We start from the raw sequence: 16248 nt of genomic DNA on the forward strand, positions 1-16248 counted from the left end.
ATGTGTGATTAGTTAGAACTTACTTAAATCCTATTATAATATTTTTGTTAATGATTTTAATAAAATGATTGGAGAGAAAATGATGGATCAAAAAGCGTTTATCGAATCTATTGATTCTACAATCGATAGATTAAAAAAAGAAATTCGATTTTATAATAGAGTAATTGGTATCGGAAATATTATAAAAATAGTCTTATCAGCTAGTATCCCAATATTAATTGATCAGGCTTCCGAACACAGGTCTTTACTATTGATTGTTTCAATTGCTTCAGCAATAATTACAATTATACAAAGTGGGATGTCTGCATTTAATTATCAAGATAAAGTACAGACTTCGACAGAGTTATTAATGAAAATTGAAAAAGAAAAGTTGTTATATATAACGAAAACATCCCCATATAATAAAACAGATGAAGAAAATTTCCATTTAATCGTTACAACCCTTCAAACTGAATTAATTGATATTATCTCTGATTTTAATCAAGTTAATAACTAAAAATTTATTTAATTAGAAAGTAGTGCAGATAATACTAATTGTACAATTAAGAAAAGAGATAAGACTTTACATTCCTAAAAAAATGTAAAGTCTTATCTCTTTTCTTAATGCTATAAATTCATAATAACATTATGGACAATAAATTTAAAATTTATTCAGACTGTAGACAAACTCCTAAATTTAGAGTGTTGTTTGCAGTCTGACGACTCAAAAATGAGTCGTATAAATCAATTATAGTAATAAGTCATTGATTTCTTTAAATTCTTTATCAAGTTCTTTTTCATCATATTTTTCATATTTATCAGCTTCATGAAGAACTTTTTTAATTTCATGAATAGCCTTTCGTTCAACTAACCATTTTTTTAGGTTATGTTTTTTTTCTGGATTTTCAGATAACGTATCAAGTTCGTCTAACTCTTTATCCAGTTTATTGACAACAGAAACAATTTTGTTTACAACTTTTTCTTCTTTGTTTTCTAAATTTGACATTTATCTTCACGTCCTTTTTATTTGATAATTTAAGTATAGAACTTTGATATAGTTTATACAAATAGAAACGCTTCTTCGTGTATTCTGTGATTTTCTTTTGAAATGAGGAAAACTTTGGAGTAAAATGAACGTGAACAGAACAATATTTAGGAGGAATAAACTATGTGTACGTCTATTACTTATGTAACAAGTGATCATTATTTTGGAAGGAATTTTGATTATGAAATATCTTACAATGAAGTAGTCACTGTTACTCCAAGAAATTATAAGTTGAATTTTCGAAAGGTAAATGATTTGGATACTCATTATGCAATGATTGGTATTGCCGCTGGTATAGCTGACTACCCTCTTTATTACGATGCGACAAATGAAAAAGGATTGAGTATGGCTGGGCTAAATTTTTCTGGGTATGCTGATTATAAAGAAATACAAGAAGGGAAAGACAATGTATCTCCTTTTGAATTTATTCCTTGGATTTTAGGACAATGCTCAACAGTAGGAGAAGCTAAAAAATTGTTAAAAAATATCAATTTAGCAAATATAAATTATAGTGACGAACTTCCTTTATCCCCTTTACATTGGCTATTAGCTGATAAAGAAAAATCAATTGTCATTGAAAGTATGAAAGATGGACTTCATATATATGATAACCCTGTGGGCGTTCTTACCAATAATCCTTCATTTGACTATCAATTATTTAATTTAAACAATTATCGTGTCTTATCGAGTGAAACTCCTAAAAATAATTTTTCAAATCAAATAAGTTTGAATGCCTATAGCCGCGGTATGGGAGGGATAGGCTTGCCTGGAGATTTATCCTCAGTATCTCGTTTTGTTAAAGCGACTTTTACGAAGCTGAATTCTGTATCTGGAGATTCAGAGTCAGAAAGTATTAGTCAATTTTTCCATATCTTAGGTTCAGTAGAACAACAAAAAGGTTTGTGTGATGTTGGTGATGGAAAATATGAATATACAATTTATTCTTCTTGTTGCAATGTTGATAAAGGAATCTATTATTATCGAACATATGAAGACAGTCAAATTACTGCAATTGATATGAATAAAGAAGACTTAGATAGTCATAAGTTAATTAGTTATCCAATTATAGAAAAACAACAAATTAAATATATAAATTAGTTAGTGTGTTGTGATTGATTATTTAATATAGATATAATACAAAAAGGCAAAGATATTTTCAAAACATTTTTTCTTGATGTGATATCCTTGTCTTTTTTGTAATGTTTTTAACTTATTGCTTTTGCAAAATTTATTTACCTGTTTTCTGGATCAACGATAGTGTATATTATGCTATCCTTGTTTGGATTTTAGGACGTTTAAAGAGGCACTTTTTTACATAACTTAATCCATAGACCTTTTAAGCCTGCTGTGAGATAATAATAAAGAAGAGTTTAAAGCGCACCCCAAACCACTTCCCCATAAGTGTATTACGCTTTAAACTCTTTTATATTTGAATTCACTAAGAAGCATACCATATATTTGAAAAAAAGTGAGAAAAAAGGCTTATAATTAGGATTTAGAGTAATTAATTAGATGTTTATTTTATAGGACTGATACTATAGATTACAAATAGTATCGTATTTCGCAATCTTAAATTATCTTCTTACTATAAATAAGATAATAAAATTTGTATTTGTCCTTTTTAGGTAACTTATTTTAATCTATATACCTTTCTGGATCAACGAAAGTATACTTTATATAGTCATAACGCCGATGATCGCTCCGTGCGTCTGGCACATCAGTCACGATATCAAACAAAAAATATACGTCTTTCTTCATTCTAGTTTTCGCAGCAGGGATTTTAAAGTAGTTCTTATTAGAATAGTAGAGATTGATTAATAAGCTATCTTCGATTGCTAAAAAGAAAACCTCTGAATCCCACACCTTATAAAAATCTTTGACAAATCTATTCGAAGGATCAAATTTAAACCATAATTGTGTTTTTCCTTCCATTAACATATAAAGTTCACCTCAAAAAGAGTATACGAACAAGAGTTCCTTTTGTAAACCTTGAACTAGATTTTCCTGAATATATATTGACGGTTCCGGAACGATAAAAAATAGCCTCTCTTTGAGGGGCTATACATAACATTTTATATAAATAATTATTAGTTATAAAAATAATTTTGCTTGCAGTTAGTTTCTCTTGTTATTGTAAGAACCATTAGAGTAGTGGTATAATTTTTTGTAATGACATGTACGAAGTAAAGGTGGGAATTAACACTTGAAAAAATATGGTTCTAAACAAGAATATGTGAAGAGACCAAAAAGTATCATTAATAACAGATTTCCTAGTAAATTAAAGAAAAAAATTCGCCCAAATCAATATTTTTACAGTAGAGTCAGGTGTCAAATTATTCCAAAGGTACAAGCTAAACAAAAGCTTACTATTGAAGAACAAATAGATTATATGAAATATAAAGGCATTACATTTAATATCATAAAAGAATCTGAAGCCAAAAAAATATTATCTGAGACAAATTATTATTATAAAATTTCTGTTGTTAGAAAACTATTTAAAAAAAATTATAGTAACAAATACATGTTTTTAGATTTTTCTCATCTAGTCGATTTATCTTCTATTGATATGGGAGTTAGATATTTTTTGCTACAAATGGTCTTAGATGTAGAGCATTCAATTAAAGTTCAAATAATTAATGATCTTACTAATAATCCTAATGTGGATCCATATCTTATTGTTAGGCAATTCAAAAATAAAAATAGTTTTTTCTATAAAAATACAATTGAACGATTTGAAAGGACTGCATATCGGAAAGATATGTATTCAAAACGAGGTAAGAACATACCCTTTTGGGTATTGTTAGAAATAATGGATATGGGAGGGCTAATTACTTTTTTAAAATTTTATGGAGGAAAATTCAAAGTTACTTCTGATTTAAATACGACATCTGATGTTGCTATGTATGCGAAGAATATTAGAAATTGTTGTGCTCATAGTGGATCATTTATTTATAATATTTATGATCCATCGACTCGTATTCCATCAAATCCAAGAATAATTACTTATGGAACAATAATGGGAATTGAAAGTAATGATGTACGTTTTAGAAAGGTAAACGATTTAGTTTCTTTGTTTTATCTGCATAAAATTTTTTGTACAAACAAATTAAATGAAAGACGATTTGATGAAGGAAAAAAATTGCTAGAAAGATGCGAAAAAAATAAAATATATTACCTTTCAAATGAACAATTAAAAAAAGAAAGAAAAACTTTTATCAAATTACTTGATTATTTGAAGAAATAAATGTATGATTTAGACAAGATGAAACAACAGGTAATGCTGTTGGCTTACTGACCAGTGCTACTGATCAGGAGTTACTAGTGTGATACTCTTAATATTTTTATATTTCGGGTAGCCTTTTTCCCTATATGGGAAAAAGGTTTTTTTGTTAATCTTTATATTTTTCTGGATAGACAAAAGTATATTTTACATAGTCATAACGCCGATGGTAACTATGCACTGTAACGATAATGCTTCTAAAATATATTTTTACGAAAAACATCACAAGGAAAAACTTAACTATGGTATTATCTAAACATAATTTTTTCGGTATTTAATTCTTTTAATTAAGAGGGAAGTCTTTGCTTTTTTATAGTAATTTTATCTTAATAGTAGCGATATTATTACTTCTGAATATATGGATTTTTGATAGAAGTAGAAATGCAGGTATAGGTTTTAGAACTAAACGAAGTCTGTCTTCTAAAAAAAATTGGGTATACTCACAAACTATTTTTTATGGAGGGATTGTTTTAATTAGTTTAATTTCTTCAACACTTTATTCTTTGAATGTTATAGATGTTTCCGCTTCAAATTCAATATCTATTATTGGAATCATTATTGCTGCAATTATTACACAACTGTTTCTAGTGTTTGGAGAGAAGAAAAGAAGTAAAAAATAGAAAAACTAGTGATAGTTTTGGTGATAGTGATATTAAAAATGAGAAAAAATAGAAAAAGCAGAAGATAGATAAAATGCTGATATTTCGGCGTTTTTTAACGGTATAAAAGAGAAAAAAAGTAATAAATGTATACATGATACAAGAAAAACATGTTCGCACTTCTAGGCAAACCAGGCTTTGAAGACCTTGCGAAAGAATTGAACGAACGCCTTTAAAATAAGGGGTTTTCGCTAGATTTAAAAAATCAGTGATAGAAACATGTTCGCTTCAAAATGAAAACTGGTACCCATTTAGGTACTTAACACATATTAGCACCGTTTATTCGGAAAAAAGGGGGCTGTGACAAGAATTTTGTCACAGCCCCTTGTTTGTATGGGAATCGATTCATTGCCTTGTTCTTTGGTTAAGGACTGGAAGAACAGGAAAGTGACTTCGAAGACCAATTCTATTTTTTTGTTTTCTAAAATCGACAAACAAAAAAGCACTTAAATCGAGTGCTTTTTTACGATAGTTTCTTAATCTTAAGATAGCCCTAATTTGTCTTTTACAGATGAAGGTACTTTATCGCTAGTGATTACTTTTTTCTCTATAATTCGCTTTTCGCTTGCTTTCAACTGCAAAATCGTTCCTTCAGGATAAGCAGAACCATTAGCAGAGTCGCCAGAAGTAATGACATCAAAATCCAATTGTCTTTTTTCACCGTTTTCAGCATACGCATCTACGTTATATTTAAACCCTTTTCCAATTACTTCTCCATTATCTGCTTTAATATCAGTTTCTGCAGGCATTGGTGCTTTGATTACTGCATAATAATCTTTTCCTACATAAGTAGACTGATAGTAGTCCCAGCCTTTCCAGCCTACAAAAGCGATTAATACGATAACGATCAACCCTAAAATTTTTTTCATGAAAATTCTCCTTTTTTATTTTTATTCTATAGAATATTATACAGAGCATAACAAAATATCATCATCGAAACAGCTAACAATATTGTCATAAAAAGCGACGATAATTGATATTAAAACTTATATTTTTATTTAGGTCAAGAGGCAAGGACAGATATAATGACCAAATGTATGTAAAAAATACAAAAAGACGTCTGTCGCGGATCACCGTTACAAACGTCTTTTATTGATTTTCCGAGATCTCATCAGTCGCCATTTGGAATGGGTCACTCCTTATCTAGATTCATTTAATGCTCGGACTGCTTGTTCAATTGTAATACCAAACGCAACGTTATTTTCGTTTTGTGCATCAATCGCCATAAAACGGTTAGAAGTTGTATCAAAGGCTACGCGGTATTGCATATTTGTTTTTGTAAACGTCATAAAATTCATCTCCTTTGTAATGTAATTCAGTTCTTGAAAGTTTCCTTTAAACTTTCGAACCTATAACAAGTTTAGCATCGTCCGTTTTTTCATGCAATTAAAAAGTATTTATCACTTTTCTTGTTTACTTTTTCTTAAACCAATCAGCTGTTTTCTTTCAAGCCAATAAGTAGCCCAACCATCAACGTTACAAAGACTATTGCTTGGATATAGATCATATGCTCACCCCCTGTAAATAATTTAGCAGGATAATGAAAAGAACACACGAACAACATAGGAATATAAACAAACGTTTTTGTCACAACATCTAGAATTATGATAAGAAAATAGTTATCTAAAAAGTAAAAAATAAATCAAATAAAAATAAAAAAATAAAATAAAATAAAATAAAACGTTTTCAGATGGAGGGAGATTTGTTATTATAAAATAAAGAAAAACAAAGAAAAGAGGGAATGAAATGGTAAAAGCAGAAGTAGGAAGAACTTATATATGCACACCGATTGGCGTATCTCACGAACTAATCGGCTGTATTGAACGTACATATAACAACACGGCTGTCGTGTATGTTGAAAGTTATGACCAACGAGACCATCCAATCATCCATGAAAGCAAGTACCGCATGCTCGTAAAATTCTGTGATATTAGTGCACCTGCTGAATTGGTTTCTTAAACAGTATTTTTGAGAATTCGCAAGAACTCCCTTATAATATAAATAAAGACAGAAGGGAGCGAGAAGATATGCCAAAAAGAAAAAGTTCAGGGAAAATGGGAATTATTCTTGCAGTGATCTCTGCAATTCCTGCTATTTTAGCTATTGTTCGTGCGATGAAGGAATCAAGAGAAAGTTAAGGACACGTTATGAATGTCAAACAAAAAACGCATATACCTGCGATAGCAGGTCATGCGTTTTTTGTTGTATAAAGGCTTATTTCATCAACTATTTTTGATTAGCCAACACCCAAAACAAAATTTAGTAGCTTGTCTGAATAAGTGATTTCTTCATCTGTTTGTTTCACACTTTCATTTAGTAGTCCCATCTCATCGGTTATGATACCATCCACACCATAAAACATCATGCGACTCATAGCATCTGAATCGTTGATTGTCCATACATATACTTTTTTTCCATCTTGATGGGCAGAATTAATGAAGTTACGATTGATCGTACTATACTCCATTGTCAAAAAATCAGCAGGCGTCACAGGAGGTCCAACGATATTGAAAGGCAAGATATAGCCCACATAAAAGTTTGGTTCTGCTTCTTTTAAATCAGAAACAGTTTGGTACGTCAAACTTTGCAAAATATGATGATTCTCTAAGATCGCTTTGCGGTATTTCTGAACAAATCGTTCGACCAGGTCATCCGAATCTTTTTTAGAGGTCTTGATCTCAATAAGTAATTTTTGGTTCAATTCATGCGCTTTTTCTAAATAAGAATCAAAAGAACACACAGGGGCTTGGAACCCATTTTCAGTAACCGTAAGATTTGTCAATTCTTTCAATGTCAAATCCTGTGGTGTTCGATTTACCCCTGTTAAGTGACGAAGATTTGCATCATGCATCACTACGAAACGGCCATCTTTTGTTTCCTGCACATCCATCTCTATATAATCAGGATGATAGTCTCTGCTTGTTTTTTCAAGTGCTTCTAAAGTATTTTGCGCCCCATTTTGCGTACTTACACCTCTGTGAGATACAGTCACTGGTTTTGTCTGAACTGCCGAAGTCAGATAATCCATATTGTAAAGACAAACGCCAATACCGAAAAAAACTGCAAAAAGGGTCAAACCAGTGTTTTTCAGCGCAGATAAACGCACGTTGGGTGTTTGCGGCGTAAACCACTTGGGAATCTCTGGTAAGAAACCTTCGTCATCCATGAAATCAACGATGATATAAAAAATTCCTACAGTAGACATCACGATATTGAATAATAAAATTCCTTGTAAAAGCGTCATCGCAAATACAGCGCTGATCAATGCGTAATTCGGGAAAAATTCTTCAACAACACTTTGTGCCAAAATAACAACGATATATCCTAAAGAAGAAAGAAGTAAAATTGTACCGCCAATCACGATAAATTGCCCCATGATGGCAAAAAGACGTGATTTGGTCAGCAACCAGCTTTCTCGAATGGATGCTCGAAAAGGTCGATCTCGTAAAATCATTTCAGGTAAAGCGAAAATCAAACGAATCCCAATATAGCCAAGAAAAATGTAAACGAGTAAAAAGGAACTGACGACGATCCAGCGGTTAGCAAAAATAAAATCCATGATAAAAGCAGGGATTTTTATTTTTGACAGTAAATCAGAATTGAAACTTAACCCACTGATCGGTAGAATCAATAAAAAATAAGCAAGAAAAAACAAAAAAGTAATAGGTCTCACTTTCTTCAGTTGAAGTATCGTCAAGTGCAAGAGCTGCTTTAAAGAAACCGGTTCTTTCTTTTTAATAAAAAAGACGCTCATCAAAAGAAATGCAAATTCGAAATAAACCAATAGTAAAATCGTCAGTAAAACGGCGATTAACGACAGCAGAACTCCAGGATGCTGAGAGAAAATCAAAGGAATATTGTCATAAGACAAATAGTCAATCGCTCCTCGGTGCAAAATAAAACGAGTCGTACTGCTCAATAAGGGTAAACAAATAAATAAAATAAAGCCATGCATCAGCAAGACATCACGGAAATAAGCTTGTGTTCCTTTCAAAAAATCCCACGCGTTGCCTAAGCTACGTTTCAAATAATTCATCCTATCACCTACTTTCACATTGTAGCGCAAATCCAATGAAAAAGGAAAGGGCGCAATGTATCTTGCAGACCCTTTCCCAGAATTAACATTGGTAATCAATCAATAACTGATTTTGCAAAATAAATATTAACCAAGAAGACCACTTAGATATTGTCCTCCATAAATCAAAGCCATACTATATAAGAAAATCGATAGTGGTTTAGCAATCAAAATAATCAGTGTATATCGCTTCACTGAAATGTTTGTCAATCCAGCCATCAAACATAACGCATCGTCCGGAGCAACCGGAAGAAAAATAGCTAGAGCAAACAGCTTCTCAAAGCGGTTTTGATTGTCTAACCAGCCAATATATTTGTTATAGGTCTTATCGCTGATCATGGAAAGAATGAATGGTTTTCCGTAACGTCTTCCTAGAAGAAAAATAATAATCGAACCAATACAGATTCCAACATAGTTGTAAATAAAGCCAGCATAAGGACCAAATATCAGGACACCCGCTGCAGTACTGATTCCTCCAGGAATGATTGGAATAACCACTTGCAAGATTTGGATGAAGATAAAAATGACCGGACCTAAAATAATTGAATCACCTACTAATCCTCTTAAAGCATTCAAATCTTTGAAAACACCTAAATTAATAAAATAAATCGTCAGTGCGATTGATAGACCTAATCCGATAATAGAAATGAAATTTATCAGTTTTCGAGAGGCAGCAATATTCATTATTCATCAACTCCTTAGAGGTTCTTTGATATCTATACTTTACTAGAAAAGCAACTGTCTGCGCCACTTTTTAAGATGACAGAAAACAAACAATTTTGTAAGTTCATCATACGTTCATTATAAGTATAAAAGAATAATCTCAAAAAAACATCCAACTAAAGACTTATTTAATATCTTGTTTTTTCAAAAATAGAAAAAAGATAGAAAACGTTAACAATTATGCTTGGAAAGCATACTGATGGAATAAACTAAGCATTGGACAGGTTAAAAAATGGGGCTTAAAATGAAATGTGAAGAAACAATAGATAATGATGTTATTTAAGAACAGTGTTTGAATCACCTAGCAATCACGAACGGAGGAAATAAAAAAATGGCAGAAAAACAAACCGCAGGAAGAGATCAATTGGGGGAGTTTGCACCAAAATTTGCAGAATTGAATGACGATGTTTTATTTGGACAAGTATGGTCAAGAGAAGAATTATCTCCTCATCAGCGTAGTATCATCACCCTATCTGCATTGATCTCAGGAGGGAATTTTGAACAATTGCCGGCCCATCTGAAGATTGGCAAGCAAAATGGCATTACTAGTGAAGAAATAGCAGAAATCATTACCCATTTAGCTTTTTATGTAGGGTGGCCAAAAGCTTGGTCGGCTTTTAGTTTAGCAAAAGAAATCTATCTAGAAGAAAATAGCGAAGATAAGAAAGAGGCGTAAATGATGACAAAACACGAAGAAATACAAAAAGGCGTGATTTTTCCAGCAGGTGAAAAAAACGAAGCATACGCTCAAGTATTTACCGGGCAAAGCTATCTGAATATGTTAGTAAACGATCCCGAAGTTTCTGTTGGTGTAGGTAATGTAACTTTCGAACCAGGCTGTCGCAATCACTGGCATGTCCATACAGACGGCTATCAAATCTTACTTGTGACCGGAGGAGAAGGCTGGTATCAGGAAGAAGGAAAGCCAGCAAGACGATTAATGGCTGGAGATGTCGTCGTAACGCACAAAGGGATTAAACATTGGCATGGTGCGACAAAAGATAGTTGGTTTGAACATTTGGCGATCACTGCTGGTAATTCAGAGTTTTTAGAACCTGTAACAGATGAACTATACGAAGGATTGGAAAATCAATAATATCAAGCTTAGAACAGCTCCTAAAAGTAGATTTTTAATCGAACTTTCAGGAGCTGTTTTAGGTGGATGAAGCTGTTTTGTAAAATAGGCTAATAATAGGGGCGAGGAGAAGCACGCCGGAAAATCTTGATATTGATAATCGGCTGGGCATACATGATTTCTACATCGTCTATCAAACTACCTAGCAGATGATAATCTTCCCGATCATGTCGAGGATTACCTAATAGCTCCTGATAGTAGATTTCCATGCTTGGGTCTCGAGGATTGTTCAGCAAATCAGCAAGTACATCTAGATCTTCTGGCTGAGTTTCTGTTGTGCCCTGTATTTCTATGAAAAGTCCCTCCTCAGCAAATTCTACGCCAATACGTATTTCAGTTATTTCGTGGGAATATAGATAGGTAAGAAGCTCATCGATGATTCTTTTTGATAATTCTTTTTCCAAGTGTCTTTTTTTCCTTTCTGACAGCAGTAAAGTTATCTAGTATCGGTACAAGGATACCTGCAACGAATCCAGTTGAAAAACCACTGTTATATAAATTGAGTCCTCCGTGCAAAGTGCTGACGTTATGGACAAGAGCAATATGTAACATACCAGCTATTACACCGTAAAAACTGCCGTAAAAACCGCTTATGGGCGCGAGACCTGTCCCAAACACAGCGGCAACGAGCATGCCGGTGCTGGTGATCTCATGAAACGTCCCAAACAAAGAAGCAAGAAAGATTCCGACTAGTATCGGAAAACTGTTTTTTAAATGACAACCAAAAGCACTGAAACCAACCGCAGATAAAATCGCACCGATGACAGGACCATTTAACTTACCACCAACCAGCAATACATAAGAAGAAAGCATTAGACCAACTAGCCCCATGTTGATCAAAGTAGCACCGATACCAGAATTAGCAATGAAATCAGTTGTCAGTTTTCCAGATGAATCGAAAATCTCTCGAATACCCGAAAGTCGAAAGGAATTATAATAGAAACCAAAACCGACTGTCAGCAAAAAAAAGCCGAAAATAATCCAGACGAGAGGGGAATGGTATTCATTGGAAACCAATGTATTCTCGACGATCGAGTAGCTGAACAATCGCAAAACAGCAGTAAAAGCCATGGCAATCAAGCCTGAGGTAAATCCAATATTATAAAGCGTGAACCCGCGATGGAAAACTAAAGTTTGAGCAGCTAATGGCGGAAGAAGAAGACCAATTGCTATACCGGCCAAATTGCCCAGTAGTACACCTACTAGCAAAGGAAAACGCATACCAAAAGTAATGTAACTAACGACCGGCGACAATGCGCTGCCGAACAGTCCTATCATAATATACTGAGAAAAAGGTTTATTGACAAATACAGCATACAGGTATACACCTAAAATGATCGAGATCGAATTATAAAGGTTTTTGCCAAAAAAAGAAAAACCGGTAACTGTTAAAATCGAAGCGAATAAGGGGCCATTTAAAATCACCTTTTGCCGGTAAGCCAAAAGCACAGAAAGTAAGGTCAAGATCCCAACGTTTATAAATGCGCTTCCAAAACCACCCAAAGCAAAATAATCTGTCAGAAGATTGCTTGGCGAGGTAAGAATAGTCAGTAGTCCACTCCAATTAGCAGCAGGTGTACCAGAAACTAAGCCAATAAAAAGAAAAAAAGCACCTGTAAAACTAAGATAAAAATATTTTCTTTTCTGTGAAACGATTCTTTTTTGAGGATGAATATAAATAACGTCAGTTTCGTTTTCCATTACACACCTTCTTTTTCGTTTTCTTTAACTATAACTTGAAATGAAAGATTTGGTCAACTATCATTTAGGTTAAAACTAAAAATGTAAGGGAACCCAGTGAATTTAACCAAATTTTTTTAATTTTGCAAAAAAAGTTAAAGAAGACTGAGAAAAAAATTTAAAATATAACGTTTTGAGTAAAATGTTTGCAAAAAATACTAAAAATAGGGTACAATAAAACAACATATACTGCAGTAAAGAAGTGGGGGAGTTTTAATGAGAAGAAAAGTCTATACCAAGGATCAAATTCTAAAAGCTGCTTATGATGTTGTTGCAAAGGAAGGGTTTAAAGGATTTACTGCGAGAAACATTGCGAAAAAGATGGGGATTTCGACTCAGCCAATTTATCTGGAATTCAAAAACATGGAAGATTTGAAAAATACGTTATTGGATTCAATCTTTGAACAACTAAAAGAAGATGTTTTCCCTATTGAGCGCACGGGTGATAAAATCATTGATCTCGGTTTGAACTATATCTACTTTGCAAAGAAACATCATAGTCTTTACATGGCATTGTACATTGATGAACATGGGGACGGAAAGAAAATGCATGATTTTTCTTACAACTATTTCCGTGAAATAGTCAAAGAAGATGAAAGATACAATCAATTATCGGATGATTATATCGATGCCTTGCATACTGGTACATGGGTAGCGGTGACTGGCTTAGCATCATTGATGTCATCAAACATCATGCATCCAACAGAAGAACAAATCATCGCACTGATCAAACGGACAATTGACTCGATTTTAGCACTAGATAATCCTGAAACAATCAGATAGTGTTCTATCATTATGAATTTGATCGGTAAGTCCGTTGGCTGTAAACTGTCAATGGACTTTTTTTGTAAAAAAACGGTTTCTGTTATTTATCTGTTAGAAATAGGCTTGACATTTCGTGGAAAAAGTTTAAAAATAGTACTTACGGAAGGTTGGCAGAGTGGTAATGCACCGGACTCGAAATCCGGCGAGCCGCAGTAATGCGGTGCACGGGTTCAAATCCCGTACCTTCCTTATATATCAACGATTAGACACGATTTCGATCGTGTCTTTTTTGTTGTATTTTCAGCCCAAAATATTTGTTGACTCCCTCTGAGTACGATCTTTCATACATGCTAGGAAATAAAGCTCCTTGGACTTTTCTTTTGATATAAAAATACCAGATGTAAGATAAAAGTGTAAAAACGATTTGGTTTAGGGGAAAAGCGATGTGCATCGCGATCACTTATGCAACGAAAGACCATTATTTTGGAAGGAATTTTGATTATGAGTTTTCTTATAATGAAGTAGTTACTATCATTCCAAGAAATTATAATTTCAATTCAACTATGTCAATGAGCGAATGAAGAGCTCTCTTTGGCTGCGTATTTTCTTATATAGTCATAATTAGACACGATCTTTCGGTCGTGTCTTTTTGTCTGGAGGCTATTTTTTGAACAGTATCCACTAATATTTTTTTAACACGAAGAGAATAAGATAGCCTCAAAAAAGAAAACATGGTAAATTAGATATTGGGACTTTATTTTCTGTAAAAACAGAAACTTTCATCTTTTGTTTTCACGTGACGAAACTGTAAGAGAGAAAATATTCGTCCGCTATTTATTCTATGATAAGATGCATATGGATGAAATAAACAGTAATTTTATATTAGGATGTGAAAGTTAAATGTGCGGTATTGTAGGTTTTGTTAACGACAAGGACAACAAAAAAACAATTATTAATACAATGATGGATCGAATCGTTCACCGTGGACCTAATAGTTCAGGTGAATATATCGATAAACACGTTGCTTTAGGATTCAGAAGATTAAGTATTATTGACTTAGAGGGCGGTACTCAGCCTATTTACAATGAAGATCGAACAAAGATCATTATTTTTAATGGCGAAATCTATAATTATCAGCCTTTGAGAGAAGAATTGATTGCAGCTGGTCACGTTTTTCAAACACATGCAGATACAGAAGTCCTTTTGCATGGTTACGAAGAATGGGGAACAGAATTATTGCAAAAAATCCGCGGAATGTTTGCTTTTGCTATTTGGGATAATGAAAAAAATGAGTTATTCGGCGCGAGAGACCATTTTGGGATCAAACCATACTATTATGCAGAAATGAACGGAACATTTATGTTTGGTTCAGAAATCAAAAGTTTTTTGCCTCATCCTGATTTTAATAAAGAATTGAATAAAGAAGCATTGAAACCTTATATGACTTTCCAATATTCTCCATTAAACGGTGAAACCTTTTTCAAAGGTGTCTATCGTTTGCCTGAAGGCCATTATTATACGTATAAAGACGGAAAACTGGACATTCAACAATATTGGGATGCTGATTTTGAAACAAAAGAAACGCATTCTCGACAAGAATGGATCGAAAAAATCGACGAAACTGTCCAAGCTTCTATTGAAGCACATACAATCAGCGATGTAGAAGTTGGTTCTTTCTTATCCAGCGGGGTCGATTCCAGTTATGTAACCTCTGTATTGAAACCAGATCATTCTTTCTCAATCGGGTTTGATGATAAAACCTATAATGAAGCGATTGAAGCTAGAAAACTAACAGAATTATTGGACTTAGACAATACGGCAGCAGTGATTGACGGAGACATGTCTTTTAAAGCATTCCCATTGATCCAGTATCACTTAGATGAACCAGACTCAAATCCTTCTTGCGTGCCGTTGTACTTTTTAGCAAATCTCGCTTCACAAAGTGTACGGGTGGTTCAATCAGGAGAAGGGGCAGATGAACTATTTGCGGGATACCAAACGTATGGATTCCACACGAATTCAAAATTTATCCGTGTGATTGCGCAAGGATTGAAAAAATTGCCAAAAGGGACACGCTATAATTTAGGACGTAAAATCGGAAAAATGAAAAATTTCCATGGACGTATCCATTTATATGAATCACTTGCGCCTGCAAAAGAATATTTTATCGGGCATGCTCGAGTATTCGAAGAATCAGAAGCATCAGAAGTGTTGACGCCAAAATATCAAACAGCGCCATCTGTGAATGAAATCATGACTGTTCATTACGAGAAAACAGAAGGAATCAAAGATGAAGTCAATAAGATGCAATACGTCGATCTTCATCAATGGATGCCAAAAGATATTTTGTTGAAGGCAGATAAACTTTCTATGGCAAGTTCTCTAGAAGTCCGAGTACCTTTACTGGATATCGAAGTCATGAAATTGGCTCAACAAATACCAAGTAAGTTCTTGTTGAATCAAAACAATACAAAAGATATTTTCAGACAAGCTGCGAACAAACATCTTCCAGAAGAGTGGTCGAATCGGGTGAAATTAGGATTCCCCGTGCCAATCAAAGCTTGGTTGAAAGAAGAACACGGCTACGAACAAGTCAAAGCATTATTCGAAGCAGATTTTGCAAAAGAATTTTTTGATCAAGAAAAAATCATGAAGTTGCTAGATGACCATCACGAAGGGCGTAAAGAAGAACAACGTAAAATCTGGACGATCTTCAGTTTCTTGACATGGTATAAAGTTTACTTTGTCGATGAAACGATTCCGCAAGCAGAAGCAATCGACTATGTGACTGTTTGATAAAAAAGAAACAACAATATGAGAAGAAGCATAGAAACATGTGAGATGATC

The 16248-nt window shown here is 33.5% G+C and carries 17 protein-coding genes, 1 tRNA gene and 1 pseudogene; 11 read left to right on the forward strand and 8 right to left on the reverse strand.

Annotated features, from left to right (window positions below; translation table 11 throughout):
• Window positions 1–64: 64 nt before the first annotated feature.
• The gene (locus tag ESP02_RS03680) at window positions 65–496 is read left to right on the forward strand and encodes a DUF4231 domain-containing protein (protein ID WP_002308843.1); all 432 of its coding nucleotides are present in this window, start codon (window positions 65–67) and stop codon (window positions 494–496) included.
• Between the two features lie 231 nt (window positions 497–727).
• On the opposite strand, the gene ESP02_RS03685 is transcribed toward ESP02_RS03680, so the two are convergent.
• A complete protein-coding gene (locus ESP02_RS03685) occupies window positions 728–985 on the reverse strand; it encodes a hypothetical protein (protein WP_002295273.1) in 258 nt (85 codons plus the stop codon).
• Window positions 986–1147: 162 nt separating this feature from the next.
• Between ESP02_RS03685 and bsh the strand changes: the two genes are divergently transcribed.
• Window positions 1148–2122 carry a choloylglycine hydrolase gene (bsh, locus tag ESP02_RS03690; RefSeq protein WP_002287105.1) on the forward strand — a complete coding sequence of 325 codons (975 nt, stop codon included), beginning with the start codon at window positions 1148–1150 and terminating at the stop codon, window positions 2120–2122.
• 537 nt (window positions 2123–2659) lie between these two features.
• Here the strand turns inward: bsh and ESP02_RS03695 are convergent.
• Window positions 2660–2962, reverse strand: a complete 303-nt coding sequence (locus ESP02_RS03695) for a DUF5960 family protein (protein ID WP_038398716.1) — start codon at window positions 2960–2962, stop codon at window positions 2660–2662.
• A gap of 265 nt (window positions 2963–3227) precedes the next feature.
• Here ESP02_RS03695 and ESP02_RS03700 point away from each other — a divergent pair, with 265 nt between their 5' ends.
• Both ESP02_RS03700 and ESP02_RS03705 read left to right on the forward strand, forming a co-directional pair.
• Complete coding sequence (locus tag ESP02_RS03700) at window positions 3228–4268, forward strand: Abi family protein (RefSeq protein WP_010728290.1); 1041 nt, start codon at window positions 3228–3230, stop codon at window positions 4266–4268.
• 338 nt (window positions 4269–4606) lie between these two features.
• The gene (locus ESP02_RS03705; protein WP_002340789.1) at window positions 4607–4924 is read left to right on the forward strand and encodes an SdpI family protein; all 318 of its coding nucleotides are present in this window, start codon (window positions 4607–4609) and stop codon (window positions 4922–4924) included.
• A gap of 521 nt (window positions 4925–5445) precedes the next feature.
• Here ESP02_RS03705 and ESP02_RS03710 read toward each other — a convergent pair.
• Both ESP02_RS03710 and ESP02_RS13265 read right to left on the reverse strand, forming a co-directional pair.
• Complete coding sequence (locus tag ESP02_RS03710) at window positions 5446–5832, reverse strand: YxeA family protein (protein ID WP_038398718.1); 387 nt, start codon at window positions 5830–5832, stop codon at window positions 5446–5448.
• A gap of 270 nt (window positions 5833–6102) precedes the next feature.
• A complete protein-coding gene (locus ESP02_RS13265) occupies window positions 6103–6252 on the reverse strand; it encodes a hypothetical protein (protein WP_002293931.1) in 150 nt (49 codons plus the stop codon).
• Between the two features lie 457 nt (window positions 6253–6709).
• Between ESP02_RS13265 and ESP02_RS03715 the strand changes: the two genes are divergently transcribed.
• The gene (locus tag ESP02_RS03715) at window positions 6710–6922 is read left to right on the forward strand and encodes a hypothetical protein (RefSeq protein ID WP_038398720.1); all 213 of its coding nucleotides are present in this window, start codon (window positions 6710–6712) and stop codon (window positions 6920–6922) included.
• A 277-nt stretch (window positions 6923–7199) separates the two neighbouring features.
• On the opposite strand, the gene ESP02_RS03720 is transcribed toward ESP02_RS03715, so the two are convergent.
• Both ESP02_RS03720 and ESP02_RS03725 read right to left on the reverse strand, forming a co-directional pair.
• Complete coding sequence (locus ESP02_RS03720) at window positions 7200–8999, reverse strand: glycerophosphoryl diester phosphodiesterase membrane domain-containing protein (protein WP_038398723.1); 1800 nt, start codon at window positions 8997–8999, stop codon at window positions 7200–7202.
• 126 nt (window positions 9000–9125) lie between these two features.
• Entirely contained in the window at window positions 9126–9722 is a 597-nt protein-coding gene (locus ESP02_RS03725) for a TVP38/TMEM64 family protein (RefSeq protein WP_002329369.1), read from the reverse strand.
• A 370-nt stretch (window positions 9723–10092) separates the two neighbouring features.
• On the opposite strand from ESP02_RS03725, the gene ESP02_RS03730 reads away from it, so the two are divergent.
• The gene (locus tag ESP02_RS03730) at window positions 10093–10437 is read left to right on the forward strand and encodes a carboxymuconolactone decarboxylase family protein (protein WP_010732334.1); all 345 of its coding nucleotides are present in this window, start codon (window positions 10093–10095) and stop codon (window positions 10435–10437) included.
• Window positions 10438–10857 (forward strand): cupin domain-containing protein, encoded by a 420-nt coding sequence (locus ESP02_RS03735; RefSeq protein ID WP_010732335.1) that lies wholly within the window; start codon window positions 10438–10440, stop codon window positions 10855–10857.
• A gap of 89 nt (window positions 10858–10946) precedes the next feature.
• Here ESP02_RS03735 and ESP02_RS03740 read toward each other — a convergent pair whose 3' ends face one another.
• Entirely contained in the window at window positions 10947–11300 is a 354-nt protein-coding gene (locus ESP02_RS03740; protein WP_002338851.1) for a hypothetical protein, read from the reverse strand.
• Window positions 11266–12597, reverse strand: coding sequence for a DUF1576 domain-containing protein (locus ESP02_RS03745; protein ID WP_002338850.1), 1332 nt, complete (start codon window positions 12595–12597; stop codon window positions 11266–11268). The genes ESP02_RS03740 and ESP02_RS03745 overlap by 35 nt, the downstream gene beginning before the upstream one ends.
• Before the next feature lie 255 nt (window positions 12598–12852).
• On the opposite strand from ESP02_RS03745, the gene ESP02_RS03750 reads away from it, so the two are divergent.
• The 4 genes and pseudogenes from ESP02_RS03750 to asnB all read left to right on the forward strand — a co-directional run bounded on the left by ESP02_RS03750 (window position 12853) and on the right by asnB (window position 16197).
• Window positions 12853–13419 carry a TetR/AcrR family transcriptional regulator gene (locus ESP02_RS03750; protein ID WP_002308856.1) on the forward strand — a complete coding sequence of 189 codons (567 nt, stop codon included), beginning with the start codon at window positions 12853–12855 and terminating at the stop codon, window positions 13417–13419.
• A gap of 143 nt (window positions 13420–13562) precedes the next feature.
• Window positions 13563–13650, forward strand: a tRNA-Ser gene (locus ESP02_RS03755).
• Between the two features lie 194 nt (window positions 13651–13844).
• Window positions 13845–13958, forward strand: a pseudogene (locus tag ESP02_RS03760) (linear amide C-N hydrolase); the annotation flags it as partial.
• A 343-nt stretch (window positions 13959–14301) separates the two neighbouring features.
• Complete coding sequence (gene asnB / locus ESP02_RS03765) at window positions 14302–16197, forward strand: asparagine synthase (glutamine-hydrolyzing) (RefSeq protein ID WP_002335776.1); 1896 nt, start codon at window positions 14302–14304, stop codon at window positions 16195–16197.
• Window positions 16198–16248: the final 51 nt, after the last annotated feature.

Source organism: Enterococcus sp. NBRC 3427 (assembly GCF_007996925.1).
GTDB lineage: Bacteria > Bacillota > Bacilli > Lactobacillales > Enterococcaceae > Enterococcus_B > Enterococcus_B lactis.

Coding starts and splice junctions, on each gene's coding strand:
- ESP02_RS03680 (WP_002308843.1), top strand. CDS start 65: ATGATTGGAGAGAAAATGATGGATCAAAAAGCGTTTATCGAATCTATT.
- ESP02_RS03685 (WP_002295273.1), bottom strand. CDS start 985: ATGTCAAATTTAGAAAACAAAGAAGAAAAAGTTGTAAACAAAATTGTT.
- bsh (WP_002287105.1), top strand. CDS start 1,148: ATGTGTACGTCTATTACTTATGTAACAAGTGATCATTATTTTGGAAGG.
- ESP02_RS03695 (WP_038398716.1), bottom strand. CDS start 2,962: ATGTTAATGGAAGGAAAAACACAATTATGGTTTAAATTTGATCCTTCG.
- ESP02_RS03710 (WP_038398718.1), bottom strand. CDS start 5,832: ATGAAAAAAATTTTAGGGTTGATCGTTATCGTATTAATCGCTTTTGTA.
- ESP02_RS13265 (WP_002293931.1), bottom strand. CDS start 6,252: ATGACGTTTACAAAAACAAATATGCAATACCGCGTAGCCTTTGATACA.
- ESP02_RS03715 (WP_038398720.1), top strand. CDS start 6,710: ATGGTAAAAGCAGAAGTAGGAAGAACTTATATATGCACACCGATTGGC.
- ESP02_RS03720 (WP_038398723.1), bottom strand. CDS start 8,999: ATGAATTATTTGAAACGTAGCTTAGGCAACGCGTGGGATTTTTTGAAA.
- ESP02_RS03725 (WP_002329369.1), bottom strand. CDS start 9,722: ATGAATATTGCTGCCTCTCGAAAACTGATAAATTTCATTTCTATTATC.
- ESP02_RS03730 (WP_010732334.1), top strand. CDS start 10,093: ATGGCAGAAAAACAAACCGCAGGAAGAGATCAATTGGGGGAGTTTGCA.
- ESP02_RS03735 (WP_010732335.1), top strand. CDS start 10,438: ATGATGACAAAACACGAAGAAATACAAAAAGGCGTGATTTTTCCAGCA.
- ESP02_RS03745 (WP_002338850.1), bottom strand. CDS start 12,597: ATGGAAAACGAAACTGACGTTATTTATATTCATCCTCAAAAAAGAATC.
- ESP02_RS03750 (WP_002308856.1), top strand. CDS start 12,853: ATGAGAAGAAAAGTCTATACCAAGGATCAAATTCTAAAAGCTGCTTAT.
- asnB (WP_002335776.1), top strand. CDS start 14,302: ATGTGCGGTATTGTAGGTTTTGTTAACGACAAGGACAACAAAAAAACA.